Source organism: Massilia sp. 9I (assembly GCF_902506415.1).
Taxonomy (GTDB): Bacteria; Pseudomonadota; Gammaproteobacteria; order Burkholderiales; family Burkholderiaceae_D; genus Telluria.
Map to the genome: position 1 here is coordinate 2,602,238 of NZ_LR733275.1, position 26,190 is coordinate 2,628,427.

The 26,190-nt window shown below is 65.9% G+C and carries 30 protein-coding genes; 7 read left to right on the plus strand and 23 right to left on the minus strand.

Annotated elements, in window-relative coordinates:
- Nucleotides 1-14: 14 nt before the first annotated feature.
- The 4 genes from GV068_RS11565 to GV068_RS11580 are packed head-to-tail and all read right to left on the minus strand — an operon-like array spanning nucleotide 15 to nucleotide 3,608.
- On the minus strand, nucleotides 15-914 hold the full coding sequence (locus GV068_RS11565) for a VOC family protein (protein WP_159697533.1): 900 nt from the start codon (nucleotides 912-914) through the stop codon (nucleotides 15-17).
- A gap of 9 nt (nucleotides 915-923) precedes the next feature.
- Entirely contained in the window at nucleotides 924-1,979 is a 1,056-nt protein-coding gene (locus tag GV068_RS11570; protein ID WP_159697535.1) for an amidohydrolase family protein, read from the minus strand.
- The gene (locus GV068_RS11575) at nucleotides 1,976-2,410 is read right to left on the minus strand and encodes a heme-binding protein (protein WP_159697537.1); all 435 of its coding nucleotides are present in this window, start codon (nucleotides 2,408-2,410) and stop codon (nucleotides 1,976-1,978) included. The genes GV068_RS11570 and GV068_RS11575 overlap by 4 nt, the downstream gene beginning before the upstream one ends.
- A 28-nt stretch (nucleotides 2,411-2,438) precedes the next feature.
- Nucleotides 2,439-3,608 carry an MFS transporter gene (locus tag GV068_RS11580; protein WP_159697539.1) on the minus strand — a complete coding sequence of 390 codons (1,170 nt, stop codon included), beginning with the start codon at nucleotides 3,606-3,608 and terminating at the stop codon, nucleotides 2,439-2,441.
- A gap of 285 nt (nucleotides 3,609-3,893) precedes the next feature.
- On the opposite strand from GV068_RS11580, the gene GV068_RS11585 reads away from it, so the two are divergent.
- Together GV068_RS11585 and GV068_RS11590 are read left to right on the plus strand one after the other, a co-directional pair.
- A complete protein-coding gene (locus GV068_RS11585) occupies nucleotides 3,894-6,197 on the plus strand; it encodes a TonB-dependent receptor (RefSeq protein ID WP_229464090.1) in 2,304 nt (767 codons plus the stop codon).
- Between the two features lie 112 nt (nucleotides 6,198-6,309).
- Complete coding sequence (locus GV068_RS11590) at nucleotides 6,310-7,230, plus strand: nucleoside hydrolase (protein WP_229464092.1); 921 nt, start codon at nucleotides 6,310-6,312, stop codon at nucleotides 7,228-7,230.
- Here the strand turns inward: GV068_RS11590 and GV068_RS11595 are convergent.
- From GV068_RS11595 to GV068_RS11630, 8 genes are read right to left on the minus strand one after another with little or no spacing between them, the layout of a single operon-like run.
- Nucleotides 7,227-8,246: an aldo/keto reductase gene (locus GV068_RS11595; protein WP_159704933.1), complete on the minus strand. Its 1,020-nt coding sequence runs from the start codon at nucleotides 8,244-8,246 to the stop codon at nucleotides 7,227-7,229. The genes GV068_RS11590 and GV068_RS11595 overlap by 4 nt on opposite strands.
- Nucleotides 8,246-9,202: a Gfo/Idh/MocA family oxidoreductase gene (locus GV068_RS11600; protein ID WP_373888413.1), complete on the minus strand. Its 957-nt coding sequence runs from the start codon at nucleotides 9,200-9,202 to the stop codon at nucleotides 8,246-8,248. The genes GV068_RS11595 and GV068_RS11600 overlap by 1 nt, the downstream gene beginning before the upstream one ends.
- A complete protein-coding gene (locus tag GV068_RS11605; RefSeq protein ID WP_159704939.1) occupies nucleotides 9,202-10,056 on the minus strand; it encodes a class III extradiol dioxygenase subunit beta in 855 nt (284 codons plus the stop codon). The genes GV068_RS11600 and GV068_RS11605 overlap by 1 nt, the downstream gene beginning before the upstream one ends.
- Nucleotide 10,057: 1 nt before the next feature.
- A complete protein-coding gene (ligA, locus tag GV068_RS11610) occupies nucleotides 10,058-10,483 on the minus strand; it encodes a protocatechuate 4,5-dioxygenase subunit alpha (RefSeq protein WP_159697545.1) in 426 nt (141 codons plus the stop codon).
- Nucleotides 10,470-11,411, minus strand: coding sequence for an amidohydrolase family protein (locus tag GV068_RS11615; protein ID WP_159697547.1), 942 nt, complete (start codon nucleotides 11,409-11,411; stop codon nucleotides 10,470-10,472). The genes ligA and GV068_RS11615 overlap by 14 nt, the downstream gene beginning before the upstream one ends.
- Nucleotides 11,412-11,418: 7 nt before the next feature.
- Entirely contained in the window at nucleotides 11,419-12,102 is a 684-nt protein-coding gene (gene ligK / locus GV068_RS11620; RefSeq protein ID WP_159704942.1) for a 4-carboxy-4-hydroxy-2-oxoadipate aldolase/oxaloacetate decarboxylase, read from the minus strand.
- A gap of 17 nt (nucleotides 12,103-12,119) precedes the next feature.
- The gene (locus GV068_RS11625) at nucleotides 12,120-13,145 is read right to left on the minus strand and encodes an amidohydrolase family protein (protein WP_159704945.1); all 1,026 of its coding nucleotides are present in this window, start codon (nucleotides 13,143-13,145) and stop codon (nucleotides 12,120-12,122) included.
- A 54-nt stretch (nucleotides 13,146-13,199) separates the two neighbouring features.
- Nucleotides 13,200-14,285, minus strand: coding sequence for a 4-oxalomesaconate tautomerase (locus tag GV068_RS11630; RefSeq protein WP_159697549.1), 1,086 nt, complete (start codon nucleotides 14,283-14,285; stop codon nucleotides 13,200-13,202).
- Between the two features lie 114 nt (nucleotides 14,286-14,399).
- On the opposite strand from GV068_RS11630, the gene GV068_RS11635 reads away from it, so the two are divergent.
- A complete protein-coding gene (locus tag GV068_RS11635) occupies nucleotides 14,400-15,308 on the plus strand; it encodes a LysR substrate-binding domain-containing protein (protein WP_159697551.1) in 909 nt (302 codons plus the stop codon).
- A 150-nt stretch (nucleotides 15,309-15,458) separates the two neighbouring features.
- Here GV068_RS11635 and GV068_RS25200 read toward each other — a convergent pair whose 3' ends face one another.
- The gene (locus GV068_RS25200; RefSeq protein WP_229464610.1) at nucleotides 15,459-15,695 is read right to left on the minus strand and encodes a hypothetical protein; all 237 of its coding nucleotides are present in this window, start codon (nucleotides 15,693-15,695) and stop codon (nucleotides 15,459-15,461) included.
- Here GV068_RS25200 and GV068_RS11640 point away from each other — a divergent pair.
- On the plus strand, nucleotides 15,630-15,797 hold the full coding sequence (locus GV068_RS11640) for a hypothetical protein (RefSeq protein ID WP_229464552.1): 168 nt from the start codon (nucleotides 15,630-15,632) through the stop codon (nucleotides 15,795-15,797). The two genes, GV068_RS25200 and GV068_RS11640, sit on opposite strands and share 66 nt — an antisense overlap.
- 27 nt (nucleotides 15,798-15,824) lie before the next feature.
- Here the strand turns inward: GV068_RS11640 and GV068_RS11645 are convergent, their stop codons facing one another.
- On the minus strand, nucleotides 15,825-16,100 hold the full coding sequence (locus GV068_RS11645) for a hypothetical protein (RefSeq protein WP_159697555.1): 276 nt from the start codon (nucleotides 16,098-16,100) through the stop codon (nucleotides 15,825-15,827).
- A gap of 82 nt (nucleotides 16,101-16,182) precedes the next feature.
- Nucleotides 16,183-16,347 (minus strand): hypothetical protein, encoded by a 165-nt coding sequence (locus GV068_RS25205; RefSeq protein ID WP_229464094.1) that lies wholly within the window; start codon nucleotides 16,345-16,347, stop codon nucleotides 16,183-16,185.
- Here GV068_RS25205 and GV068_RS25210 point away from each other — a divergent pair, their 5' ends adjacent.
- Nucleotides 16,348-16,632 (plus strand): hypothetical protein, encoded by a 285-nt coding sequence (locus GV068_RS25210; protein WP_229464096.1) that lies wholly within the window; start codon nucleotides 16,348-16,350, stop codon nucleotides 16,630-16,632.
- A 201-nt stretch (nucleotides 16,633-16,833) separates the two neighbouring features.
- On the opposite strand, the gene GV068_RS11655 is transcribed toward GV068_RS25210, so the two are convergent.
- From GV068_RS11655 to GV068_RS11675, 5 genes are all read right to left on the minus strand, one after another.
- Nucleotides 16,834-17,442, minus strand: a complete 609-nt coding sequence (locus GV068_RS11655) for a phasin family protein (RefSeq protein ID WP_159697559.1) — start codon at nucleotides 17,440-17,442, stop codon at nucleotides 16,834-16,836.
- A 546-nt stretch (nucleotides 17,443-17,988) separates the two neighbouring features.
- A complete protein-coding gene (locus tag GV068_RS11660; protein WP_159697561.1) occupies nucleotides 17,989-18,177 on the minus strand; it encodes a hemolysin III family protein in 189 nt (62 codons plus the stop codon).
- Nucleotides 18,178-18,201: 24 nt separating this feature from the next.
- On the minus strand, nucleotides 18,202-18,531 hold the full coding sequence (locus tag GV068_RS11665) for a hypothetical protein (RefSeq protein WP_159697563.1): 330 nt from the start codon (nucleotides 18,529-18,531) through the stop codon (nucleotides 18,202-18,204).
- A 170-nt stretch (nucleotides 18,532-18,701) separates the two neighbouring features.
- Nucleotides 18,702-20,783: a bifunctional diguanylate cyclase/phosphodiesterase gene (locus GV068_RS11670; RefSeq protein WP_159697565.1), complete on the minus strand. Its 2,082-nt coding sequence runs from the start codon at nucleotides 20,781-20,783 to the stop codon at nucleotides 18,702-18,704.
- 55 nt (nucleotides 20,784-20,838) lie between these two features.
- Nucleotides 20,839-21,090 (minus strand): transcriptional regulator, encoded by a 252-nt coding sequence (locus GV068_RS11675; RefSeq protein ID WP_159697567.1) that lies wholly within the window; start codon nucleotides 21,088-21,090, stop codon nucleotides 20,839-20,841.
- A 355-nt stretch (nucleotides 21,091-21,445) separates the two neighbouring features.
- Between GV068_RS11675 and GV068_RS11680 the strand changes: the two genes are divergently transcribed.
- The gene (locus GV068_RS11680) at nucleotides 21,446-22,651 is read left to right on the plus strand and encodes a hypothetical protein (protein WP_159697569.1); all 1,206 of its coding nucleotides are present in this window, start codon (nucleotides 21,446-21,448) and stop codon (nucleotides 22,649-22,651) included.
- A 54-nt stretch (nucleotides 22,652-22,705) separates the two neighbouring features.
- On the plus strand, nucleotides 22,706-22,978 hold the full coding sequence (locus GV068_RS11685) for a hypothetical protein (protein WP_159697571.1): 273 nt from the start codon (nucleotides 22,706-22,708) through the stop codon (nucleotides 22,976-22,978).
- A gap of 274 nt (nucleotides 22,979-23,252) precedes the next feature.
- Here GV068_RS11685 and GV068_RS11690 read toward each other — a convergent pair whose 3' ends face one another.
- The 3 genes from GV068_RS11690 to GV068_RS11700 form a co-directional block, all read right to left on the minus strand.
- Complete coding sequence (locus GV068_RS11690; protein WP_159697573.1) at nucleotides 23,253-23,777, minus strand: DUF1003 domain-containing protein; 525 nt, start codon at nucleotides 23,775-23,777, stop codon at nucleotides 23,253-23,255.
- A 333-nt stretch (nucleotides 23,778-24,110) separates the two neighbouring features.
- Nucleotides 24,111-25,517, minus strand: coding sequence for an ATP-binding protein (locus tag GV068_RS11695; RefSeq protein ID WP_159697575.1), 1,407 nt, complete (start codon nucleotides 25,515-25,517; stop codon nucleotides 24,111-24,113).
- A complete protein-coding gene (locus GV068_RS11700; protein ID WP_159697577.1) occupies nucleotides 25,514-26,179 on the minus strand; it encodes a response regulator transcription factor in 666 nt (221 codons plus the stop codon). The genes GV068_RS11695 and GV068_RS11700 overlap by 4 nt, the downstream gene beginning before the upstream one ends.
- Nucleotides 26,180-26,190: the final 11 nt, after the last annotated feature.

The following is a 26,190-nucleotide window of genomic DNA, read 5'->3' on the forward strand; positions in this document are numbered from 1 at the left end:
GGATGCTCCTTTGCTTATGCCTGGTAATCGGCGAAACGGATCTTTTTCTGCGCCTGCTTGATGCGCTCGGACGGCGGCTTGGACACCCCCCACTGGTCGAAGCGGCCCGGCGGCCAGGTCCAGTCGGACGGGCCGCCCACCCGGTAGCTGTCGTCGACCTGCAGCACGTCGGCGGTGTACTCGATGACGAAATCGTCCGGGCCGACGAAATACGAGAACACGTTGTTGCCCGGGCCATGGCGGCCCACGCCCCATTCGATCGGCCAGCCGGCGTCGCTCATGCGGCCGGCGCCGCGCATCACCGCGTCCAGGTCGGGCATCACGAATGCCACGTGGTTCAGGGTGTCGGCGTCGCTGTCGGCCAGTGCGATGCTGTGGTGGTCGCTGTTACAGCGCATGAAGGCCATGATTCTGGTGCGGTCGGACAGCTGGAAGCCCAGGCCCTCCTCGAAGAAGCGCTGGGCCAGCGCCACGTCGGCGCTGTTGAACACCACGTGGGTGATGCGCGACGGCGCATCGCTGTCCGCCTGCGGCGCCAGGCGCTGGTCGCCATGCACGAAGCGCAGGACCCGTCCCTGCGGATCCTGGACCGTGACGGCGACGCCGCCGCCCGGTTCGACCACCTCGTGCTTCGTCGCCAGCAGGCGTCCTCCCGCGCCCACTGCGCGCGCGGCGATGGCGTCCAGGTCGGCCTCGCTCGCCACGCTGAAGGTGACATTGCGCACCTCCGGCTGGCGCGAACGGTGCAGCGCGAGGATGTGGTGGAAGCCGCCGCCGCCGCGCAGGTAGACCGCATCGGCGCTGCGCGCCACGGCTTCGAGGCGCCAGGTACTGGTGTAGAAGCGCTCGGCGGACTCGAGGTCGGTGACCCCGATGGCGATGCTGCGCAACTGGCCGGCTGGGGATGCAGGCATGTAAACTCCTTATCGTACGTTGTGTTGGGGCGCGCCCGGGTCGATGCCGAGGAAGCGCTCCGCGTTGAGGGTGGCGAGGCGCGCGCGCACGTCGGGGTCCTTGATGGCCGCGGCGATGCTCGCCACCGGCTGCGCGTCATGGAAGGCGAAGGGATAGTCGGTGCCGATCATCAGCCCGTCCGCGCCGAAGCTCGCCAGCAGGTGGTTCAGCGTGGCGGCGTCGAACACCAGGGTGTCGTAGTACAGGCTGCGCGCCTGTTCGGCCGGCCCGACCGGCATCGCGTCCAACAGGTCCGGGAACACCTTGCGCGCCTGCTCCAGGCGCGGCAGCAGCATGGCAAGGGTGCCGCCGCCATGGCTGAAGGCGATTCTCAAACGGGGGTAGCGTGACACCAGGTTGGCGGTCAGCACCGAGGCGGCCGCCAGGCCGACCTCGGTCGGATAGGCCAGGGCCGGCAGCAGCTTGGACGGGCCGACCAGACGCTCGACGCCGGCCGGCTTGAGCGCATGCACGAACACCGCCACGCCCTTGTCGGCGCAGGCTTCGAAGAAGGGAGCGAATTCGGGCGCGCCGGGCGGCTTGCCATTGACATTGCTGCCGATCTCGATGGCGCGAAAACCCAGCTTGTCGCTGACGTAGTCCAGTTCGGCCAGCGCCAGGTCGATGTCCTGCAGCGGTACCGCCCCCATGCCCAGCAGGCGCCCGCCGGAGAGCGCGGCCATTTCCGCGATCTGCTCGTTCACGTAGCGCAGCAGCTGGCTGGCCGCCGGCGCCTCCATCCAGTAGGACAGCAGCTCGGGCATCGGCGAGATCGCCTGGTGGGACAGGCCCATCGGTTCCATGTCCTCGATACGGCGGCTCGGGCTCCACGCCCGTTCCGACACGGTGCGGTAGACCTTCCCCGAGATCATCACGTGGCGGTGGCAGGCGTGGGCCGGCGCCATCGACGGCCAGTCGGCCGGCACGACATTGCCGAGGTAGCGTGGAAAGTCGTGCGGAATCACGTGCGCGTGCACGTCGATGCCGCAGGCGCAGCCGGGGCGGTGCAGGTGCGCCGCACTCATCCCGCCACCAGTCCGGCGGCCGCCACGCCCGCCGCGCAAATGGCTTCGTCTTCGGCGCCGCTGCCGCCGCTAGCGCCGACAGCGCCGACCACACGCCCGTCCTGGCTGCGGATCGCCACCGCGCCGGCCTGCGGGATAAAGCGCCCGCCGCTGCTGGACGCCAAGGCGTTGAAGAAGACCGGGTTGTCCTGGGCGCGCTTGTGCAGCACGCCGCTGGCCACGCCCATGCCGGCCGCGGCCCAGGCCTTGCCCAGGGCGATGTCGACGCGCAGCATGCTGGCGCCGTCTTCGCGCTGCAGCGCGACCGGATGGCCGGCGGCGTCCAGCACCGCCACCGCCACCGGCGGCATGCCGGCGGCGCGCGCCGCCGCCAGCGCCGCCGCCAGGATGGCATTGGCCTCGGCCAGCTTCAGGCCGTGATGTTCATTCATGGGAATCTCCACTACCAATCAACAAAAATCATTCGGCGGCCGCAGCCACGGGCGCGGATCCGCGGCCGCGCCGCGCCACCAGGGCGAAGCACAGCGTCGCGCAGGCGCCCACGGCCAGCGCCAGCGCGGCCTGGCCGCCGAAGCCGAAGCGCATCACCACCGCGCCGGCCAGCGCCGGCCCGATCGCCGAGCCGGTCATCATCATGGCCGGGGTCGAGGCCAGTGCACGGCCGCTCGGATCGAGGCGCGCGATCAGGCCGAACAGGAAGGTGTGCATGAAGATCAGGACCGCCGCGTACACGCTGGCGGCCAGCGCGTACTGGGCATACCCGGTCGCCAGCGCGATCGTCACCGCCAGCGCCGCCTGCAGGGGCGCCGCCACCAGGGCCACGCGCACCGGGTCCAGGCGCTTCTCCAGCAGGCCGGCGACGGCGGCCGGCAGCAGGTTGACCAGGCCGCACACCACCAGCAGCGCATTGACGCGCTCCTGGCCGAAGCCGCGCATGATCCCGATGCGGTCCAGCATGCTGTAGGTCAGGGCCTGGTTCAGCGCCATCAGGCTAACGCCGAGGATCGCGAACCAGGCTGCGCGCGGCAGCGGCCCGGAGCTTTCGCGCCCCTCCTGCTCGGAGGCCACCTTCGGGAACGCGGTGGCGGCCAGCGCAGCGAGGGCCATCAGGCCGCCGAATACGGTAAACAATGTGGGGCCGCCGTGCGCGGCGACGGCCGGCGGGACCGCTGCATAGAAGGCCACGGCGCCGATGCCCAGTCCGGTGCCGACGATGGCGAACAGCCGGTGCGGCCTGGCGCTGCGGCCGATGGTGCCGTGCGTGACCGAGAGTGCGGTGCCGGTGGCCAGGCCCGCCGCCAGGTGCAGGGCAGCCAGGGGGCCGAATCCGGTGGTGCGCGAAGCCAGCAGGAAGGCAAGCGCCGCGATGCCGTAGCCGCCCGCCACGCAGGCGGTCCGCGGCAGGCGGTTGAAACGCGGCGCGGCAAACAGGCTGGCGCCCACGGCGCCCAGCAGGAAAGCGGTGACGGTCATCCCGGCGTGTTCGAGGTCGAATCCGTAGTGCTGGACCAGGGCCCCGACCCAGACCGGGAGGGCGATCAGGTCGACCATGCCGACGAAATGGCAAAGCATGAGAATGGCGCGTCCACGCCGGCTGTCCGGCCCGCGGCCTGGGGTTTGGATCTGCATGGATGTCTCCGTTATCGTTTTGCGGCAACGATAGCAGCGGCCAGCCCGGAGCCGAACGCCAGAGTTGCGATACGACGTATCACGGTTTTTGATTGATCAGCGAATTGATCATCACCCCGGCGCGGCGATAGCTGGTATCACGGATTACGACTTCAGTCCAGATGGGGACCCTGCCTATACTCGGTTCGACTGTGACGGTGCCGCATGCCGTCCCATGCTCACGAGACCGAACCACAACAAGCCGGCCCACCGGCCCGGCATACAACAGGAGACTCTATGCCCTCTATGCGCACCCCATCCGCGCTCGGCCCGCTCACCGTCCTGAGCATGAGCCTGGCCGCCATCTGGAACCCGGCCTATGCCCAGGCCGACGCCAGCGGCGCCTCGCCCCCGGCCGTCAAGAAGGCCGAGCAGGGAATCGAAACCGTGGTCGTCACCGCGCAAAAGCGTAGCCAGAACGTCAAGGATGTGCCGGTGGCGATCACCGTGGTCAACGCGGCCCAGCTCGAGAAAGCCGGGGTGAAGGAGATCGGCGACCTGGCCAAGACCGCCGCCGCACTCGAATTCGGCGACCAGAGTTCGACCAGCGGCCCGGGCGGCAGCGCCTCGATCCGCGGCATCGGCACCGCCGTGATGACCATTTCGGCCGAGAGCTCGGTGGGCGTGGTGGTGGATGGCGTGCCGCAGGGAGCGACCGCCAGCGGCCTGATGCTGGACCTGGCGCGGGTCGAAGTGCTGCGCGGACCGCAGGGCACCCTGTTCGGCAAGAACGCCTCGGCCGGCGTGCTGAACATGGCGACCCAGGCGCCGATCATCGGCGACCGCGGCGGCAACGTGTCGCTGGAGTACAAGGGAAAATACGGCGCCGCCGTGCGCGCCACCGCGAACGCGCCGCTGAACGACATCTCGGCACTGCGCGTATCGGCCATTGCCGAACGCACCGAAGGCGTCCTGCACAACGTCCACACCGGCAAGGACAGCGTCACCGACAATGCCGGCATGCGCCTGCGCTACCTGCTCAAGCCGAACAGCGACCTGGCCGTCAACCTGATCGCAGAAGCCTCGAATACCCGCAGCGAGCACGCGGTGTTCTTCGCGCCGGCAATCGCGAATGCCGTCAACACCGCCGGCAACCATCGTCCCGCGGCCGAATTCGCCGCCTGCGGCGTCACGGTATCGCGCACCAACAACCAGGTCTGCTCGGACGGACTGGAACTGACGCGCGCCAAGGTGCGCGGCCTGTCCGGCCAGGTCGACTGGAGCCTCGCGAACGGCAATACCCTGACCTCGATCACCGCCTACCGTACCCGCAAGGTCGGTCCGAACAACGTGACCATCGACATGTCGGAAGGTTACGACAAGGTGCGCAACCTGAACCCTTACCAGGACGCCAAGCAGTTCTCGCAAGAGCTGCGCATCGCCTCGCCGGCCAAGCAGCAGTTCGAATACGTGTTCGGCCTGTTCTACGCCGATTCCAAGAACGACAAGCAGACCGTCACCACCATCCTGCCGAATCCTGTCCTGCCCTCGCCGCCGGTGCCGCGCTCGATCGCCACCACCACCACCGAGCATGCGGACGTCAGCACCAAGGCGCTGTTCGGCCAGACCACCTTCCGCCTGAGCGATGCCACCAGCCTGATCGCCGGCCTGCGCTATACCAGCGACAGCGTGGAGAGCGACTATCATGAGAGCAGCCTGGTGAGTTTCGCCAGCTTCGCCGCGCCGGCCACGATCAAGACCGCGCGCGGCAACGCCAGCGAAACCAACTTCTCCGGCAAGCTCGGCCTGCAGCACGTGATCTCGCGCGACGCCAACGTCTACGCCACGCTCAGCCGCGGCTACAAGGGCCCGCAGATCGACAACGATTCGCCGGTTTCCGCGGCCACCGTGGCCGGCAACTATGCCGGCAAGCTGGTCAAGCCCGAGATCCCGACCAGCGTCGAAGTCGGCACCAAGCTGTCCTTCCTCGAGCGCAGGCTGGACCTCGACCTGGCCGCCTTCCACACCAAGATCAAGGACTTCCAGGAGCAGAACTGTACCCTGACCGCGGTCGGCGCGCTGAGCTGCATCCCGCTCAACGTGCCCGAGGTCACCAGCAAGGGCATCGAAGCCGACATCCGCGCCCGTCCCCTGCCCCAGCTGCAGATGGGTATGAGCCTGGCCGTGATCCTGGACACTGCCTATCCGGCCGGCTTCATTTTCGACAGCAGCAACGTCGGCGGTCAGCGCCTCTTGTACTCACCGAAGAACAAGGCGACCTTCTCGGCCGACTACAGCTGGGACCTGCCGGGCGACTACGAGCTGCGCCTGGGCGGCGACATGGTCTACAAGAGCCGCGTCCGCTACTGCAACTCGACCGACATCAATTGCAGCTTCCGTGGCCACACGATCCCCTCGCTGCGCCTGTCGCTGCGCTCGCCCGACGACAAGTGGAGCCTCAACCTGTACGGGCGCAACCTGAACGACACCCGGGTGCCGAACGCGATCATCTACCCGCTGCCGGGCAAGGGCGCCGGCTCCGGTTTTGCGTATGGCCTGGGCGAGAACTCGTTCCGCCGCGTGGGCGTCTCGTTCGACTACCGCTTCTGAGCGGCGCTTGGGCGCCGGCCGGTGAGCGACCGGCCGGCGCTATTTTTTTCTCCGAACGAGGGCAGGCAGCATGCAACGACGAACTCTCCTGGGCGGCATGGCGGCACTTCCCATGGCACTGGCCTTGGCCCGGCCATCCGGCGTGCTGGCTCAGCACAGCGCCGCGCGCGTCATCGTCGATAATGATTTCGCCGGCGACCCGGACGGACTGGTCGCGCTGGCGCACCAGTTACTATCGCCGAAGACCCGCGCGGTCCTGGTCACGAGCAGCGCCCTCGACCCCAAACTGGCGGGCGCCGCCGGACTCGACGTGACGCGCACGGCGCTCGCCGGCGCCGGCCTCGCCCGCGCGCTGGTCGATCGCATCGCGCCCGCGGTGCGCCCGCGCATCGTGGCTGGCGCCGAGCGCTTCGGCATGGACCCGCGCGCGAACGCCGCCGCCCATGCCATCGTCGCCGAGGCGCTGCGCGACGACCCGCTACCCTTGATGGTGGCCTGCGCCGGCCCGCTGACCAACGTCGCCGCCGCGCTCCTGCTCGAGCCGAAGATTGCAGACAGGATGACGCTTATGTGGATCGGCGGCCTGGCCGCGCCCGAAGGCGGTACCGAATATAACCTGTCGACCGACCTGGCTGCTGCGCGCACCGTGCTGGAACAGTCTGCAATGCCCGTGTGGCGCGTGCCAGCGGAGGAATACCGGCGCTTCCAGGTGTCCGTCGCGGAACTGACGAACGACTTCCGCAGGATCTCGCCAGTGGCGCGCTGGCTCTACGACCAGTACCGGAAACTGCCGCCCTTGGTTCAGCTGGGCGGGACGATCACCTTCGGGGACAGCCCGCTGGTGTCCTTGACCACCTTCGATCACGCAGCTAGCCTGGCCGTCATCCGTCCGGTTCACAAGCTGCTCGACGATTCCCGCAACGGCGACGAGGTCCAGGGCCGAACCATCCGTGTCGTTCAGGGACTGGACCCGCGCCTGAACTTCGCCGACCTGTGCGCCCTGCTGCGGCTGCACGCGCGGCGAAGCCGCTAGCTGTCTGGGTAGCTTTCGGTATCGATTTCGGCCTGATTCGCGGCGGAATAGCGCGCGCCCGACACCGTGTGTTCATTGACGCAGGCCTCGAGCCGCGCCACCAGGCCGGGCGCCAGCTTCACCTCCATCGCATCGAGGTTCTCCTCGAGATGACTGATCGAGGTCGTGCCCGGGATCGGCACGATATGCGGCGCCTTCTGCAGCAGCCAGGCCAGCGCCAGCTGAGCCGGCGTGCAGCCGGCTTCGCGCGCCAGGGCGAGGTAAGCCGGCAGCCAGCCGAGATTGGCCGCAAGATGCTCCCCTTGGAAGCGCGGCATGGCGTGGCGCAGGTCATTGGCCGGCAGCGTCGCCATGACGCCGGCGTCCGGGATGGCGCCCGTCAGGAAGCCCCGTCCCAGCGGACTGAAGGCGACGAAGGCGGCGCCGATGTCGCGGCAGGCCTCCAATACGCCCAGTTCCGGGTGACGCGTCCACAGCGAGTACTCCGACTGCACGGCGGCGATTGGGTGCACCGCGTGCGCCCGGCGCAGTGTGGCGCTCGATACCTCGCTCAGCCCGACGGCGCGGATCTTCCCTTCCTCGACCAGCCTGGCGAGCGCGCCGACGCTGTCCTCGATGGGAACGCTCTTGTCCCAACGGTGCAGGTAGTAGAGGTCGATCACGTCGGTGCGCAAGCGGCGCAGCGCATCCTCGCAGGTCTGCCTGAGCGTCTCCGGGCGGCCGTCGATCACGCGGCGTTTCGTGCCATCGGGCCCGGCGACACCCTGCATGCCGCACTTGCTGGCCAGGGTAATGCGCTGGCGAAGCGGCGCAAGCACCTGTCCCACCAGGGTCTCGTTGGCGCCGAAGCCGTACAGGGCCGCCGTGTCGAAGTGCGTGACGCCCAGGTCCAGTGCGCGCAGCAGCAGGCGCGCGGCGTCTTCCGGCGCCGGCGGCCGGCCATAGGCGTGCGACAGGTTCATGCACCCCAGGCCGATCGCGCCGACCTGGAACTTGCCGAGAGCGCGCTGTTCCATCATGCCTCGTTCAGTTGCTGTTCCAGCTGATGCAGCACCGCGTAGCACGGCAGCACCTGCGCGACGCAGGCGTTCGGCTCCCTGCCCTCGCGGATCGCGGCGAAGAACTCGCGGTCCTGCAGCTCGATGCCGTTCATCGACACGTCAACCTTGGAGACGTCGATCTTCTCTTCCTTGCCGTCGAACAGGTCGTCGTAGCGGGCAATGTAGGTGCCGGTATCGCCGATGTAGCGGAAGAAGGTGCCCAGGGGCCCGTCGTTGTTGAAGGACAGCGACAGCGTGCAGATGGCGCCGTTCGCCGCTTTCAGTTGGATCGACATGTCCATGGCGATGCCCAGCTCCGGATGGATCGGCCCCTGGATCGCATTCGCCTTCACGATCGGACTGCCGCACTGGTAGGCGAACAGGTCGACCGTGTGCGCCGCATGGTGCCACAGCAGGTGATCGGTCCAGCTGCGCGGCTGGCCCAGCGCATTCATGTTCGCGCGCCGGAAAAAGTAGGTCTGCACGTCCATCTGCTGGATCTTGAACCTGCCGGCAGCAACGCGCTTGTGCACCCACTGGTGGCTGGGATTGAAGCGGCGGGTATGGCCGCACATGGCGACTACGCCGGTCTCCCGCTGCACGCGCACGACCTCGTCGCCGTCGCGGAACGCATCGCACAGCGGGATCTCGACCTGCACGTGCTTGCCCGCCTTCATGCAGGCGATGGCTTGCGCCGCGTGCATCTGCGTGGGCGTGCACAGGATCACGGCATCGACCTCGGGGAGCGCCAGGGCGTCGTCGAGATCCGTCGTCACGTGCTTGATGCGGTATTTGTCGGCCACGGCCTGGGTCTTGGCGAGATCGCGGCTGATGAGCGAGACGACTTCCACGCCGTCGATCTGGGCGATGGCGTCAAGGTGCTTGATGCCGAAAGCGCCGGCGCCGGCCAGCGCGACCTTGATGGTGTTCATTATGGGTTCTCCAGAATCAGGTGGCCGACCGCCGTGTTCGAGGCCGGCACATGGTAAAAGCGGTGCTTGAGGACCGGTGCGGGACCGCCGGCGACGTCGTCCATCGCGCCGCGCGCGATCAGCCACATCACCAGTTCGATCCCTTCCGAGCCGGCTTCGCGCACGTAGTCGATGTGCGGGATGGCCGCAGCGGCCGCCGGGTCCGCGATCAGCTTGTCGAGGAAGGCATTGTCCCATTCGCGGTTGATCAGGCCAGCGCGCGCGCCCTGCAGCTGATGGCTCATCCCGCCCGTGCCCCAGATCTGTACCTTCAGGTCGCCGTCGAAGGATTCGACTGCGCGGCGGATCGCCTTGCCCAGCTCGAAGCAGCGGCGACCCGAGGGCACCGGATAATGCACCACGTTGACCGCCAGCGGAATGACCTTGACGGGCCAGGCCTGCGGCTGGCCGCACAGCAGCGACAGCGGCACGCTTAGCCCATGGTCGACTTCCATGCGGTTGACGATGGTGAGGTCGAAGTCGTCCTGGATCACGCTGTGCGCGATGTGGGCGGCGAGCTCGGGATGCCCTTCCACTTGTGGCACTGGGCGCGGCCCCCAGCCTTCGTCGGCGATGCCATAGCTGGCGGCAGTGCCGATCGCGAAGGTCGGAATCATGTCGAGACTGAAGGCGGTGGCATGGTCGTTGTAGACCAGGAAGACCACGTCGGGGCGGTTTTCCTCCATCCAGCGCTTCGAGTATTCGTAACCGGCGAACAGGGGCTGCCAGTAGGCCTCTTCCTGCTTGCCGAGATCGAGTGCGGCGCCGATGGCCGGCACGTGCGAGGTATATACGGATGCGGTGATGCGCGCCATGTCAGTTCTTTCCTTGTGGCTGGCGGTGCGGTTGGGCATCGCCGTCCTCGCCCAGGTAGCGGTTGCCTTCGACCGAGCGCCCGCCTCCAATCATCATGTTACGGTAGGCTTCCTCGCTCATGCCGGTCATCGAACCGGCCATCTGCTGGAAGCTCTTGCCGTCGGTGGAGCCGATCTTGGCCAGGAAGTAGATATTCCCTCCCAGGCGAATGCACCAGTTCAGGTCGCGGGCCAGCACGGCCTGCTTCTGCTCCTCCGTCATCGGCCAGGTGTCCAGGTAAGCCCGCTCGTCCGCCTTGAAGCGTTCGCGGTTCTCGGCCTTCATCAGCGACATGCAGAACTGGTTCAGCCAGTATCCCTTGCGTGACTGTTCGGCGTCGAAGACGATGGTTCCAGGGACGTCCTGGTAGGGTTTATCGAGCGCCATTGGCGGTCTCCTCGGGCCAGTAGAGACGCATCGGGTTCTCCACCAGCAGTTTGTGTTGGTGCGCATATGTTGGCGCAATGTGGGGGATGATGTCCACCAACAGTCCGTCGTCGGGCATGTGGTCCTTCAGGTTCGGGTGCGGCCAGTCGGTCCCCCACAGGACGCGATCGGGGAAGGATTCGATTAAGCGGCGCGCGAACGGGATCACGTCGCGGTAGGGAATCCGCTCGCCATCGAGTGCGCGCGGGCCGGCGACGCTCAGGCGCTCCGGGCAGCTCACCTTGCTCCAGACGTTCGGGTGCTCGCGCATGAATTTCAGGAACAGGGCGAATTCGGGCCCGTCGATGTCCTTGCTCACGTCCGGGCGCCCCATGTGGTCGACCACCACGGTGGTCGGGATGGCGCCGAAAAAATCCCACAGCTCAGGCAGGTCCTGGGCCTCGAAGTACACGACCACGTGCCAGCCCAGCTTTGCGACGCGGCCGGCAATCTCCAGCAGCTCGTCCTTCGGGGTGAAATCAACCAGGCGTTTGACGAAGTTGAAGCGCACGCCGCGCACGCCGGCGTCATGCAGCGACTGCAGTTCCTGGTCGCTGACCGAACGGCGCACCGTGGCGACGCCGCGCGCCCTGCCCTGCGACGCCAGGCAGGCATCCACCATGGCGCGGTTGTCGGCGCCGTGGCAGGTGGCTTGCACGATTACGTTGCGGGCAAAGCCCAGGTGGTCGCGCAGCGCGAACAGCTGTTCCTTGCCGGCGTCGCAGGGCGTGTATTTGCGCTCCGGTGCGAACGGGAATTCGGCGCCCGGCCCGAACACGTGGCAATGCGCATCGACCGCGCCAGCCGGCAACTGGTAGGCGGGCCTGGACGGACCGGCGTACCAGTCCAGCCAACCGGGCGTCTTCTCGAAAATGGTGTCCTGTTTCATGTCTGGTTCAGTCGATGTAGCGCAGGCCGGCGGCGTCCAGCGGACCGCGCATGTTGTACATATCCAGGCCCAGCACGCCGGACGCCAGCTTGGCCCGCTTTTCTTCTTCGAGCGCCTCGCGCTTGCTGGCCACCTCGGCGACGCGCACGGCATCCGCCGCAGGCACCACGACCACGCCATCGTCGTCGGCCACGATCACGTCGCCCGGGTTGACCAGGGCGCCGGCGCAGATCACCGGGATGTTCACCGAGCCGAGGGTCGACTTGATGCACCCCTTGGCGCTGATCAACTTGCTCCACACGGGGAAACCCATCTCCTTGAGCACCCGTACGTCGCGCACACCGGCGTCGATCACCAGGGCCCGGGCGCCGCGCGCCATGAAGCTGGTCGCCAGCAGGTCGCCGAAGTAGCCGTCCGTGCATTCGGCCGTGATGGCGGCCACCACGATGTCGCCCGGCTGGATCTGCTCGGCTACCACGTGCATCATCCAGTTATCGCCGGGGTGCAGCAACACGGTCACGGCGCTGCCGGACACCATCTGGTCGGCGTAGATCGGACGCATGTAGGGCTTGAGCAGACCCACGCGGCCCATCGCTTCGTGGACGGTCGCGCTTCCGAGTTTGCCGAGCGCCTCGGTCGCGCTGCGGTCGGCACGCTCGATGTTGCGGCGAACGACGCCGAGCTGGTTGATGAAGGGAGTCGTCATGGTCAGCGTCCTTTCTGTTTCAGGGCGGCGTCCAGGCGCGGGTACACCCGGCGCGCGTTACCTTCGAAGATCTGATAGCGTTCCTCATCGGTGAGTGCAGCCGCCTCGATGTAGCGCTTGGTGTCGTCGTAGTAGTGGCCGGTTTCCGGGTCGATGCCGCGGACGGCGCCGATCATTTCGGAAGCGAACAGCACGTTCTCGACCGGGATTACCTTGGTCAGCAGGTCGATGCCCGGCTGGTGGTAGACACAGGTGTCGAAGAAGATGTTATTCAGCAGATGGTCCTGCAGCAGCGGCTTCTTCATTTCCTGCGCCAGGCCACGATAGCGCCCCCAGTGGTAGGGTGCGGCGCCGCCGCCGTGCGGGATGATGAACTTGAGGGTCGGGAAGCGCGAGAACAGATCGCCGGACAGGCACTGCATGAAGGCGGTGGTGTCGGCGTTGATGTAGTGCGCGCCGGTCGTGTGGAAGCAGGCATTACAGCTGGTCGACACGTGGATCATCGCCGGGAGGTCGTACTCGACCATCTTTTCGTAGATCGGGAACCAGTGCGGGTCGGTGAGCGGCGGCGAGGTCCAGTGCCCGCCGCTCGGATCCGGATTCAGGTTGATCGCCACTGCCCCGTACTCCTTGACGCATTTTTCCAGCTCGGGGATGCAGGTGGCGGGGTCGACGCCGGGCGACTGCGGCAGCATGGCAGCCGGGATGAAGCTGTCGGGGAACAGCTCGCTGACCCGGTAGCACAGCTCATTGCAGATGGCAGCCCAGGTCGACGACACCTTGAAGTCGCCGATGTGGTGCGCCATGAAGCTGGCGCGCGGGCTGAACACGGTCAGGTCGCTGCCGCGTTCGCGCATCAGGCGCAACTGGTTCTGCTCGATGGTGTCAACCAGCTCGTCGTCGCTGATGCGCAAATCCGCCACGCGCGGCATCGCGGACTGGTCCTTGATTCCGGCAATCTGCTGGTTGCGCCAGGTCTCCAGTGACTTGGGGGCCGTCGTGTAATGGCCGTGGATATCGATGATCAGTGCTTGGCTCATGTAGTGGATAAGCGTGTTTGCGTTGGATGGAATGCGTTAACGTCAGGGCTGCTGCCACACCGCAGCCGGCACCATGACCTCACCGCGCATGATCAGGCGCGCTGTGCGCAGCAGGGCCGCGCGCACGACCTTCGATGAGTCAAGGGGATCAAGTTCGAGCTCGACCGAGAATTCCCCGGTCGGATGTTCAACCGAGATCGCCTTGACCGCACCGTCCGGCACGATGGCGATGCCGTCCGCCACGCTGTCCGGCAGCACGCAGGCGGTGCCGACGGTCACCGCGGCCAGCACGCCGATGGCGTCGTGGCAGACGTGGGGAATGAAGCTGCGCGTGGCGAGACTACCGCCCTCTCGCGGGGTGGCGATCAGGGTCATCTTCGGGTAGTTCTTGCTGGTGACGTCGCCCAGGCCCATCGCGTGGCCACAGGCGATCCGCAGACGCTCGATGCGCGCCTTGAGTTCCGTATCGCCGTTCAAGTCAGCGACACTCTCGTAGCCACTGCGCCCGACCGCATCGGCACGCAGCAGCACCAGCGGCATGCCATTGTCGATGCAGGTCACCTCGACGCCGTCGATGGTGTCGCGCACCTTCCCGGTCGGCAGCAGGCTGGAACAGACCGAGCCTTCGGTGTCGAGGAAGTTGATTTTGATGGGCGCGGAAGTTCCTGGAACGCCGTCGATCCGGGCTTCGCCTTCGTAGCTCACCTGCCCGCCCGGCGTCTGCACGGTGATATCGCATTGCATGTCGGTGTTGAGCGTCAGCACCCGCAGCGTGGTCGTCTCGCCCTGCGGCCTGGCGATGCCCCGCTCCAGCGCGAAGGGGACTACGGCGGCCAGCATGTTGCCACAGTTGGGGGTCGTGTCCACCACCTCCTTGTTCGGCTGCAGCTGGGCGAACAGGAAGTCGAGATCGACACCCGGCACCGTGCTTCTGCGCACGATGCCGACCTTGCTGGTCAGCGGATGGGCCCCGCCCAGGCCATCGATCTGGCGCGGATCGGGCGAGCCCATGATTGCCAGCAGCACCCGGTCACGTTCCGCGGTGTCGGCCGGTAGATCGGATTCGAGGAAGAAGGGCCCACGCGAGGTGCCGCCGCGCATAAACAGGGTGGGAATCGGTGTCTGCATGATGTGACCATTTTGCCGATGAGATGCTTCGCGGCCTAGGCAGCAGCGACACTAGCAGCTATACAATTTTGCTATATCATCTGTGCTTACAGCTAGAACTTGGATGACTCGCATATGGATTTAAAACAGCTCAGTTATTTCGTAAGGGTCGCGGAACTCGGCAGTTTTTCGCGCGCGTCGGTGGTGCTCGACATTGCGCAGCCGGCGCTCAGCCGCCAGGTCCGCCTGTTGGAGCTGGAGCTGCACCAGCATCTGCTGGTGCGCAACGGGCGCGGGGTGAGCCTGACGGAGGCCGGCAAGGTGCTGCTCGAGCACAGCCGCGGCGTGCTGCACCAGGTCGAGCGCCTGCGGGAGGAATTGTCACGGGTACGCGGATCGCTCGCCGGCAGCGTGGCGCTCGGGATGCCGCCGACGGTGTCCAAGGTGCTGACGGTGCCGGTGTCGCGCGAGTTCCGCCGCCGGATGCCGGAGGCGACGCTGTCCATCACCGAAGGCCTGTCGGCGCCGATGGCCCAGGCCCTGGTGGCAGGACGGCTCGATATCGCGCTGCTGCACAACGCCTCGCCTTCGCCCGACATCAGCCTGACGCCCCTGCTGGAGGAAGAACTGCTGCTGGTCCAGCGCCGCGAAGACGCCCCCGAGCGAAAGACGGCGCAATTGGCCGAACTGGCGCAACTCGAGCTGATCATCCCGAGCCGTCCGAATGCGATCCGGATGCTGGTCGAAGGGCAGCTGATCAACCTGGGTATCGTTCCGCGCATCGCGCTCGAAATCGACGGCGTCGCCGCGATCCTCGACCTGGTGGCGGATGGCGCCGGGTGCGCCGTGCTGACGCGGCATGCGGTGCTCACTGCGGCCCATCCGGAGCGCTACACGATGCGCCGCATCAGCGAACCGCGCCTGGCGTCGCGGCTCTACATGGCAATGCACGCGCACCGGCCGGCGACCGAAACCCAGAAGGCGATGGCCGAGCTGCTGACCAGGCTTGCGCGCGCGGCGCTCTTACCTGACCGGGACGTATAAAAGAAAACGGGCCCTTGATAGGGCCCGTTCGGGAAGGATTCTGGAGGCGAGGACGGGAGTCGAACCCGTCTAGACGGCTTTGCAGGGCGTATTCCACCCAACAAAATCAAGACCGTGGTCGAGAACCGCCGTTTCGGCCACTCGAGTAGGCTAAGCCAGACCTGTGAGGATGACTGCCTGGCCCGGCATCTGGCCGACGATCGGATCGGCCGCGGCCTGGTCGGTAGCCGCGTTGGGCTCGAGGTCGAAGACAAGTGAACCGGAATGGATCAATCCCTGCTGCCTCACGTGTTCGCGCTGTTTACTGCGGCCGAGAAGAATCTGGCGTTCTTCGACGGCGGGCTTGGGATCGGATTGGCGCTGGTCGAAAGAATCGCGACCTTGCATGGTGGCGAGGTAATGGCCGAGAGTGCCGGGACTGGGTCAGGAAGCAAACTTACCGTTGCACTAGCGCTGGCGTCGGGACATCGCGCCCGTCTCGACAATTGAAGACCTGCGCTTTCATGCGGTCCAGCGTCAGGAGTCGGGCTGCGGATCGGCACTATCGAGGTCTTTCCCGCCATCCAGGACCACCGCCGCCCGCTCCATGCTCATGCTGTCGGACAGCGACCGCCGATCTTCCTCGTCGGCCTCGGGCGGGTCGAGCATGTCGGCGAGCATCGCCTGCAGCTCAGGTGTGTCCCATGGGAGGCCATTGCGCTCCCTCATGTGGATGTAGTGCCTCACCTCGCTATCCTGCTCGGCGCTCAGCGGCAGGCCCTGGAAGGTATTCGCAGGCTCGGGCGTGATCATGATCCCTCCTCAGGTATGGGAAGCAGCATCCCCAGACTACGCCCATTTCCGCGGCAAAGGCGCACCGCATACAAGCTGCCGCTCAGGCAACCGGGCGGCCGAAGAAAAAGCGCCGCATCTTTGCGCTGGCGTTGGGACCGTGGGCGTCGGCATGACTGGCGCGCAGGTCGCCGCCCGACCAGGCATGGCCGGCCCCGTGCACGGTCCATTGCCCGGCCAGCACGCCGCCTGCAGGATCGCGGTGCACATGGCGGGCAACTCGCGTCCGCTGGCCAAGCCGGTTTCCGCCACCGCGGCGATGCCGGTATCCGCCGCGCGCCTGTGCAGCGCCTGGCTGTCGAGGGACTGGCGTACCACACCGCTGCTGTTGGTCCGGTGGACCGCGGCGTCGGCATCGCCATGGAAGACGATGACAGGCACGGTCGCATGCGGCGGTGGCGGCGCCGGTGCGGACGGATCGGGACCGTTGCGCATCGCTAGCATGGCGCTGATGTGGGAGCTGGCGCTTCCTCTTCGTGCGATCCGTACGTGAATCGGCTTTGGGCGGTCGGCTGGACGGGCACGCGGCTCCAGGGAAAGGCCACGCAGGACCAGGGATTGACAAGGCTGTTGAACATGGATGGGTTCCCCGATCGCGTGATGGATGGTCTCCTGAGACGCAAACGGCGGCGAGACCGCAAGGTCAACGCCGCCGCTGGGGTTGGCCCTGCAGGGCCAGGATGGCTTAGGTTGATCAGCGGCTCGGGGCCGTACCCTTGCTACCGGCCTGACCATTACCACCTTGCATATTGCCGGGCTGGCGCGCCTGGCCGTCGGGCTTCGCGCCATCGGCGCTGCTTTGCAGGCTGCCGAGGAATTGGTTGCCGGCCTGGATGCCGCGCTCGGCCTCTTGCTGGAAGGCCTCGCGCGACGTCTTCATGGTTTCCTCCTGCTGGCGCAGGCTCTTGTCGGTTTCTTCGACCGAGACGCGCGTCACCTCGTCGGCCAGTGCGCGCGCGGTGCGGGAGGTTTCCTGCCCATGCTGCTCGGTCACGCGGCTCAAATCGACCTGCGTGGAGGCGGCTAGCTGCGACAGCTGCTGCTGGTAGGAACGCAGCTTGTCGGTGGCAGGCTGGGCGCGCGAGGCCGCTGCCGAGAGCGCGTCGGTGGATCGCTCGGTGCTCAGCATGCGCTGGGCGGTGCTGGTGGTTTCCTCGAACAGGGTCTGACCCAGTTGCATGTTTAGCTGGAAGACCTGCTGCAGGGAACGCGAAATGGTTTGCGACACCTCGTTCAGGAACGCAGTTTGTGCATCGATATGCGAACGCAGGGCGGGGGTGACGGATTGCGGGTATGGATACATGGAGTACCTTTATGAAATGAATGAAATGATGTGCTCATGCGAACGCCGGACGCGATGCGTTGACATATCTGGCGGGAATGGCAGCACGGCTGATGCCGTCTGGAAGGGGGCGATTGCTGAAGATCGCGCTTTGACCTGCACACTATGCGCTCTTTTTAGCGTCTGTGCGGCTGATTCGCGCATCTATTTTTCAGCAATAGCGAACGGCAATACATTGCGTGGAGATCAGCCCCCCACCTGGGCTCCGCCCCTACTGGCGGAATTGTCACCGCAGGCCACTGCGCTTACAGAGATACATTTCCTGGTCAGCCAGCTGCACGTATGAGGCACGCGCCGTGCCACTGGCCGGAGTCAGAAGTATCGGACACGATCCCATTTGTAGAACAGGCCGCCGGCCAGGCAAAGCCGCCTGTCCGGGCACCTCAACCAGGGAATCGATGGCGAGCACGGCAAGCTGGCCCACCACCAGATCGTCGACAGGCGACAAGGCAAGCGTCCGGCGCGCGAAGCAGCGTTCCCGGGCGATCCCGAAGAGGGCCAGTGCCCTCACCAGCCATGACAGAGGGTGGACCTGAGATAAAGGATCCGCAGCGCCGCCGCGTAGACGCCGCAGGCGACGCTCTTCCTCGGGTCGCCGGCCATAGCGGTCGTAGCGACCAGCAGCATGCCGCCGATGGCCGCAAGCACCGTTCCCACGCCATGCGAGATGCCGTTGAAGCGTTCACCGTGGTCCATGGGCCCCAACGCGCCGCAACCGAATCAGCGGCGGGTATGACGCTGGTAATCGGCCAGGGCGGATTCGATCAGCATCCTGGCGGACTGCGACTTCCAGTGCCGCGACACATACAGCTCGCCATCCTCCTCCCGCTGTCTGGCTGCTTTGGTTCCCATGTCCCCATCCAGCAAGCCCGCGTCAGGCGTATCAGGCAAGGCCGGATCCAGCTGCTCCCAGCGTGTCTTGAGGCGCTCGAGGACGGCGGAGATCTCGTCGCGTTTCACGCCCCGCTGGACCAGGTAGGGAACGATCTCCTGCGCGATCGCTCCCCACTGGACAAATACCTTGGGCGGGAACTCCAGGACTATGTGCATCGCTTGCTCCGCGTGGTCGAAGTGAGTTGGCGCCTCTTACGATCGGTGAACCGAAGTCGTGACAGGCCGGTCCAATCACTATGCGCCGCGCTGTCTGTGTACGGGCGAAATAAAGTGTAAGTATTCGTTCGTTGTGAACAGGGCGTACGTGCTTTGGGCCCGCTTCGCCCTCATGCATCGGGACGCAGCATGGCGCGCATCCGGGTGGCGTCGACAGGTGCGCTGAAAAAATAACCCTGTCCCTCGCCGCAACCATGCAGCCTGAGGAAGGCGAGCTGCACAGCGTTCTCGATGCCCTCCGCGATGACACGCTGGCCCAAGCTCCTCCCCATACCGATCACCGCGCTCACGATGGCGCCGTTGCCCTCCACGTTGCCATCAATCGCCCGGACGAAGGACTGGTCGATCTTGAGCACATCGATCGGGAACTGGTTCAGGTAGCTCAGGCTCGAGTACCCCGTACCGAAGTCATCCACGGCAATCTGCACGCCCATCGCCTTGAGCTTCGCCAGCAGGGTGGCGCTGGCCCCGACGTCGCGCATCAGCACGCTCTCGGTCAGCTCCAGCTGCAAGCAGGCCGGGTCGACCCCGGTCGCGTCGAAAATGGCCAGCGCCTGCTCGAAAAAGTCGCGGTGACGAAACTCCATGGCGGACACATTGACGGCGATCGAGACCGGGGCCATGCCGCTGGCGCGCCAGTGCGCCGCTTCGGCACAGGCCTCGCGCAGCACCCACCGTCCGATAGGGATCACCAGGCCACACTCCTCGGCAACGTGGATGAAGCGTTCGGGCAGGACCGTGCCCCATTCTGGTTGTTCCCAACGCAGCAGGGCTTCGGCGCCGGTGATCGCGCCGCTTTCCAGGTCCAGCTTGGGCTGGTAATGCAGGACGAACTCGGAACGTTCGAGTGCCAGGCGCAGGTTGCTTTCGATGAGTTGTCGCTCGACGGCGCGCGCGTTCATGTCGTGGCAGAAGAACTGGTAAGCATTGCGGCCGCGCTCCTTGGCATGGTACATCGCGGTGTCCGCATTCTTGATGAGGGCGGCAGCGTCGAGGCCGTCGAGCGGAAATACACTGATGCCGATACTCGTGGACGTATGCAGCTGCTGCCCGTCGATGAGAAAGGGCGTCGATATGGCGATCAGGATCTTCTCGGCTGCAAGCGCCGCATCCTGTGCACGCCGCTCGTCCGCCAGCAGGATGACGAACTCGTCCCCCCCGTGGCGGCTGACCGTGTCTGAGGTGCGCACGCAGCCGAGCAGGCGCCCGGCAACGGCCTGCAACAGCCAGTCGCCAATCGCGTGACCGAGCGAATCGTTGATGTGCTTGAACTTGTCGAGGTCGAGAAACAGCAGGGCCGGACAGGTGTTGCTGCGCCGGGCCGAAGCGATCGCCTGGCTGATGCGGTCGTTCAGGAGCACACGGTTGGGCAGGTTGGTGAGGAAATCGTGCTGGGCGAGGTGTTTCATCTTGGTCGTCAGGGCGACGGTGTCGGAGATGTCCCGGAACACCATGACGGCGCCGACGAGCTGTCCGTCCCAGTCGAAGATCGGCGCGGCCGAATCCTCGATGCGGCGCAGCTTGCCTAGCCGATCGACGAGAATGACTTCGCCGCTCAGCCCCTCGGATTGGCCGTCCCGCAGCACGGCCTCCACCGGATTGTCGACCGTGCCGGCGCCGTCGCCGTCCACCATGACGAGCACCTGCGCAATCTGCCGCCCCTTGGCCTCGTCGCGTGTCCACCCGGTCATCAGTTCGGCGGCGATGTTCAAGTAATCGACGCGCCCGTGCATGTCGACCGAGACGACGGCGTCGGCGATCGAGTTCAGCGTGATCTGCGCACGCGCCTGGAGGGCGTACAGCTTCTGCTCGACCTTCATGCGCTCGATTACATTGCGCAGGGACTGCGGCACCAGGTTGTTGTCGAAATATCCCTTCGACAGCCATCCCTGCGCGCCGCGCTGGACCGCCTCCCTGGCATCGTCTTCTTCATCGAGCGCGCACAGCGTCATGATGGGCGTATGGCGCGCCGCCACGTGGACCTGCTCGAAGCTGGCCAGGCCCTGGCTGTCCGGCAGGCTCATGTCCAGCAGGATCGCATCGATCCCGCCCTCTGCGACGCGGCGCAGGCCGCTTGCGAGGGTGCCCGTGTCTTCCACATCGAAGGGGCCGTCGGAGGCGTCGCCCAAGGCCTGGCGCAGCGCGAGGACATCGTCCGGAGATGGCGAGATAATGAGGATCAGGTTTGCCATACTCCCTCCGGCACTGCTTGCCGCCTTGGCGCCCCGGGGGCGCCGGGGCCTGAGCTCAGGCGAAACGTCCGGCGAGGAGATCGCGCTCGAAAGCCGGCACCCATGCGGTGCCGTCGCCGGTAGGATATTCCCGGCAGCGTGCCGTCGACCTGCAACAGATTTTGACAAAGCCTTTTATCGGCAGCAATTCGTCGCTCCCCGGGTCGGTGAGGTCCACTTCGCGCAGTTCGAAATCCCCAGGATCCCATGAGCGCGCGTCAAGGATGTCCGTATACCGTTTCATCTCGTCGGCTTCGACCAGCTTCATGGAAGGCTCCTCGCGGCCGCCGGGCCGTCAATACAACTCATGCTAGCACGAAGCGCCAGCGCCGTCGCGGATCGTCCGGACGGTGGGTCGGGATGCACCTGCCCAACAATGTGCACATTACCCGTTCCCGTCGCCACATGGGAGTACACTGGTCTCCTGCCTCGCATTGGACGCGCCAGCCCCACCCTGCCCCCGCCCTTCTCGCGGCAAGCCACGGACGCCCCTGGCGACAAGCATCGACCCGCACGCTGCGGGCCGTGGCACGCACGACGATTCCACCGGCATCGTCCCTGCGCCCCATCGAACAGTCCGCACCGCCGGCAAGCATGCTTCATCAATGCAGCAGGAGGACAATATGCGACACAATCTGACAGCGGTTTTCGACGACCCCGGCAAGGCTCGGCAAGCCTTGGCAAGCTTGCTGGACGCGGGATTTTCCCGCGCGGACACGCACCTGGCGAGCGTGGCCGGCGCCCGTTCCGCCAGCAAGGGCGATATACCTCGCCCAAGCTGGCGGGCACATCCCGGCGCATCGCGCACCCGCGTGTTCGCCAGCCTGCTCGACCGTGCGCAGCGCCGTCCGGCGACGGCGCGCGCGGACGGCGCCGTGAGTCAAGTGCTGAACCTGTCGACCGATTCGGACGAGGAGGCGGAACGCGCCGTTTTCCTGGTCGCCGGCTTCATCGACGAGGCCGAGCCGGGCGCCGGCCAGGGTATCCGTCGGTTCACGGCCACACCGGGAGCGCTGCAGTCCCAGGGACGTGACAGTGAGCATTTTCAAGGCACGCAAGACATGCAGGAGATGCCGATGATCGGGACCACCGCCCGGGAACCGATGCTGCCGGCTGGACTGTGGCCGCTCGCCTCATCCGAGGAGGCAACGATGCCGCCAGGGCGTCCTCGTCCGCGCGGTGACGCGGCCATGGCCGCCTTCCGCTTCGGCCGCGACATGCACGAGAACGAGCGCTACCGCAACCGCGCATGGCAGGAGGCGGGCGCGGACCTGAAGGTCCTGTGGGAAGCACGCAGTCCGGGACCGGCGGGCTGGCGCGTATACGAGCAGGCGGTCCACCTTGGCTGGGACAGCACCAGTCCGGAGATCGACGACGACGACTACCGCCGGAGCCACTGGAGGACACGTCATGCCGGCAGCGCGCATCACGCCGGCGCCGCCGCCCGCCCCGGCTCGACCATGGGCTCCGCCGCAACAGCGAACGCGCAAGCCCGCGGGCAAGCACATGCACCCACGGCCTGGGAGAACTTCATGGACGCGCTGAAACACGGCTGGAATAGGATCGGGACCGGTACGGACGTGGATGAGACCGACTACCGTCGCCATCACGCCAGCACCTATCCCGGCACGAACTACCATGATTTCGCGCCGGTCTACCGCTACGGCCATCACGTGCGCAGCCGGGCCATGTTCCGGGGCCGAACCTGGGACGCGGTAGAAGGCGAGCTGCGGGCCGAATGGGAGCGCGGCCATCGCGAAGGAAAACCGGCGACCTGGGACCAGATGAAAGCGGCCCTGCGCGCGGGATGGGACCAGGAGCGGACCTAAGCGCGCGGCGCGGCGCCGTTGGCCCGCCGGTCGGGCATGCCGGTGGACCGGACCATGGCTACCCGTATGGGTTGCGGTCTGTCGTACGCATCGGACGGATTTCCGATAGAGTACGGCCTCGACGAGAAAGAGAGCAGAATGGAATTCACCAATGAGGTCGCACTCGGCGACGACGTGTATTGCTTCGAGAGCGTTGAGCGCGTCGTCGAGGCGCGTGCCTGGCTCGATGAGAACGGCAGCGACACCCTGCGGTTCCGGAATGCTTTCCCCGATGCCCGCCCGGTGAGTACCCACCCCTATGGTTCAGGTAGCCAGCGCGGCAACTAGACCAGGACCTGTCGGCGACGCCCACCCTGCACGGCGGTTTTCAATCGATGCGTAGTGCGCGAAAGCGGCAACAACGTCCGATATAAGCAAAATGGCCTCCATCACGGAGGCCATTCTTTTAATCACGCTCAACACATCGTCGTCAGATATCAGACTGTTTTCTGATGGAGGCCAGATTCGACGTACAGCAACTTGTGTCTTTCGCGCTCGAGGCAGGCCATCGTTTGCCAGAGGTCAGCTGGGGCCGGCGCGCCATGTAACGTTCCCAGCCCTATCACTCTCCGACCGCATCCCGGATCAGGTGTTGATGCACCTCTGCCGTCAATCTTTCGATACGTTCTGCCATCTCTTTCGTGATCGCCGTCAGTTCTGTATTCTGGCGGAGCAGTTCAAGCATTTGGCTGGACTGTAGTGCAGATGATAAAGCGATTGCTTCGCGGTGTTTGGCGTCCGCATCCGAGTGCGCTTTGTCACGCGCCGCCTGACGCGTTTGCGCCAGAAGAATCAGGGGAGCCGCATACGCAGCCTGCAGGCTGAAGGCCAGATTCAGCAGGATGAATGGATAGGGGTCATAGTGCATTAAGCCCAGCACGTTCGCCGCGATCCAGACGACAACAATACCCGTTTGCGCACCGAGAAAGGTCGGCGTTCCAAAAAACCGGGCAAATGCTTCCGCTTTCATGCCGAACACATCACTACCAAACGTTCTTGACAAGTGATCGTGCTGACGATGAAAACGCAGGTGATCGACATTGGCCCTGTCCTCGGAATGCCCATTGTCGAGATGTTGCAGGCTCATGATCGCTCCGTGATAAGTCTGGAATCCTTACTGTAGGCCAAATCCTGATCCGAATTGGCAGGACTTGCGCGGCGATGGGCGGCTCGATGTCAGCAACTGCCTGGACAGCTTGCTGGTGCGGCTCGCCCAACCCGCGCCAGCGTTTCGCTGCGTTTCGCTTCCCCCCTCCCCCACTTCGGCCTTCAGTTCTACACTATAGCCCTGTGCTTATCTCGGCGGTGGTCGTCGAATGGCGATGCCCGACCTTGCGCGGCACCCGATAAAAATCCTGCGAGTCGTCGCATTGTCGATTTCATTCGCCTCTCTAGAAACAAAAATACCGCAGCGCAAGGGCTACTGAATCTTGACAAGAGGGAGTGAAACCTCGGCAATCGTGCCCTGCCCGTCCGGCTTGCGTCGCAGGCTGATCGATGCCCCATGCTGCGCGGCGATTTCCTTCACGATCGCCAGCCCCAGTCCGTGCCCTCCCGGCGCCGCGCCCGGGGCCCGATAGTATGGCGTGAACAGCTTGTCCAGTTCTCCGGTCGGGATGGGCGGGCCATCGTTCGCCACTGACAGCAATACGCGGTCGGCTCGCCGCACGAAGCGCACCAGGATCTCGCCATCCGGCGCCCCATGAACGGACGCGTTGTCGATGAGGTTCTGCAGCAGGCGCCGTAGCTGCGTCGGTTCTCCCCACACGCATATGTCCCTTTCGGCGTCGAGGCTGATTGCCTGGCCGCGCCGTTCGAGCAGTGGATCGAGCGTGCCGATCACGTCCTGGCAAAGCGCGAGCAGCGATACCTCCTGGGGGATGTAGTCGTCACTGCGCGCTGTGATGCGGCTCAACGTCAGCAGTTGCTCGGCCAGCTTGCTGGTGCGGCGTGCGCCGGCCAGCGCCAGCGCCAGTGACTCGCAGCGCTCGCCCTCCCCCGCCGCCTGCATTGCATTTTCGATGTGCAGCTGCACCGCGGCAATCGGCGTGCGGATCTCATGAGCGGCAGCATCGATGAAGCGCTGCTCGCGCTCGAATGCGGCCTTGATGCGATCGAGCAAGCTGTTCAGTTCCTGGATGATGGGCGCCAGCTCGACCGGCGTTTGCGGCAGGTCGACGCGATCAAGCGAATCAGGGCTGCGGGCGGCGATGCGCACAGCCAGTTCCTTGAGCGGGCGCATGCTGTAGAGCAGAACGAAATTCACCGCCACCAGCATCAGCAGTCCGCCCACGAGCAACGGGGCAGTGATCGACATGCCGATGTATTCGGCAAGCTCGCCCCGCACTTCTTCCTTTTCCGCCGTAAGAATCCAGGTACGCCCCGAGCGCAAAGCGAACACTTCCCAGAGGATCTCGCCGACCTGGTGGGTGCTGAAGCCCGGCTTGAACCCGGCCAGAGGTGCGTCCGGCGCCGATGCCGACCTGGCCAGCAATACCCCGTCGTCGCGCCAGACCTGGAAAGCGATCTTGGTTTCGTAGCGGTGTCCGACGGATTCTGGAGCCTCGCTTGCCGATGTCTCGAGTTCCGGCGGCAGCGTAATGATCAGTGGATGCGTGACTGTCGCGGTAGCGAGCTCCTGCGCCACCAAGGCTTCCAGCACCCGGGCCGACGTGGCCAGGCGCGCGCTGAACAGCTCTTCGGACTCGTGTCGTGCAACCAGCTGGGCGACCACACCAATGCCGCTGAAGATCAGAACGATGCAGGCAAGCGTGGTGCCGACCAGACGCCGCCGGCTCGAATAGGTGCGGGCGCTGCGCGCTTTCATACGCCCACGTCGCCAAGGCGGTAGCCGACACCGCGCACGGTCTTGATCGCCGCTGGCGCAAGCTTCTTGCGCAGGTGGTGAACGTGAACGTCGATGGTATTGCTCTCGGCCCCCTCCCCCCAGCCATACAAGGATTCCTCCAGCTGCGCGCGATTAAAGACGCGCAGCGGATGCTCGGCGAGCTGCTTGAGCAGCATGAACTCGAGCCGCTGCAGCTCGACCGGCTTGCCCTGCCATGAAGCGCGCAGGCTTTCTACGTCCAGCACCAGGTCGCCGCGTTCGATCCGGTTCACCGGCCGGCCGCCATGGCGCCGCATCAGGACCCGGAGGCGCGCCAGCAGCTCATCGAGCTCGAAGGGTTTGACCAGGTAGTCGTCGGCGCCAAGGTCGAGCCCGCGGACCCGGTCGCGCATCGCGTCGCGTGCCGACAGAATCAGGATTGGCACATCCCTGCCGCCGGCCCGTACCTGTTCCAGCACGCGCGTCCCGTCGAGATCGGGCAGGCCCAGGTCGAGCACCGCGGCATCGAAGTCGTTGTCGCGCAGCGCAGCCACCGCCGAAGCGCCATTGTCCACATGCTCGACCGTGTAGTGGGCGCGCCGTAGCGCCATGACCAGGCCGCTGGCAAGCAAGGGGTCGTCTTCGACCAGCAGCAGCCTCAAACCTGCGCTCC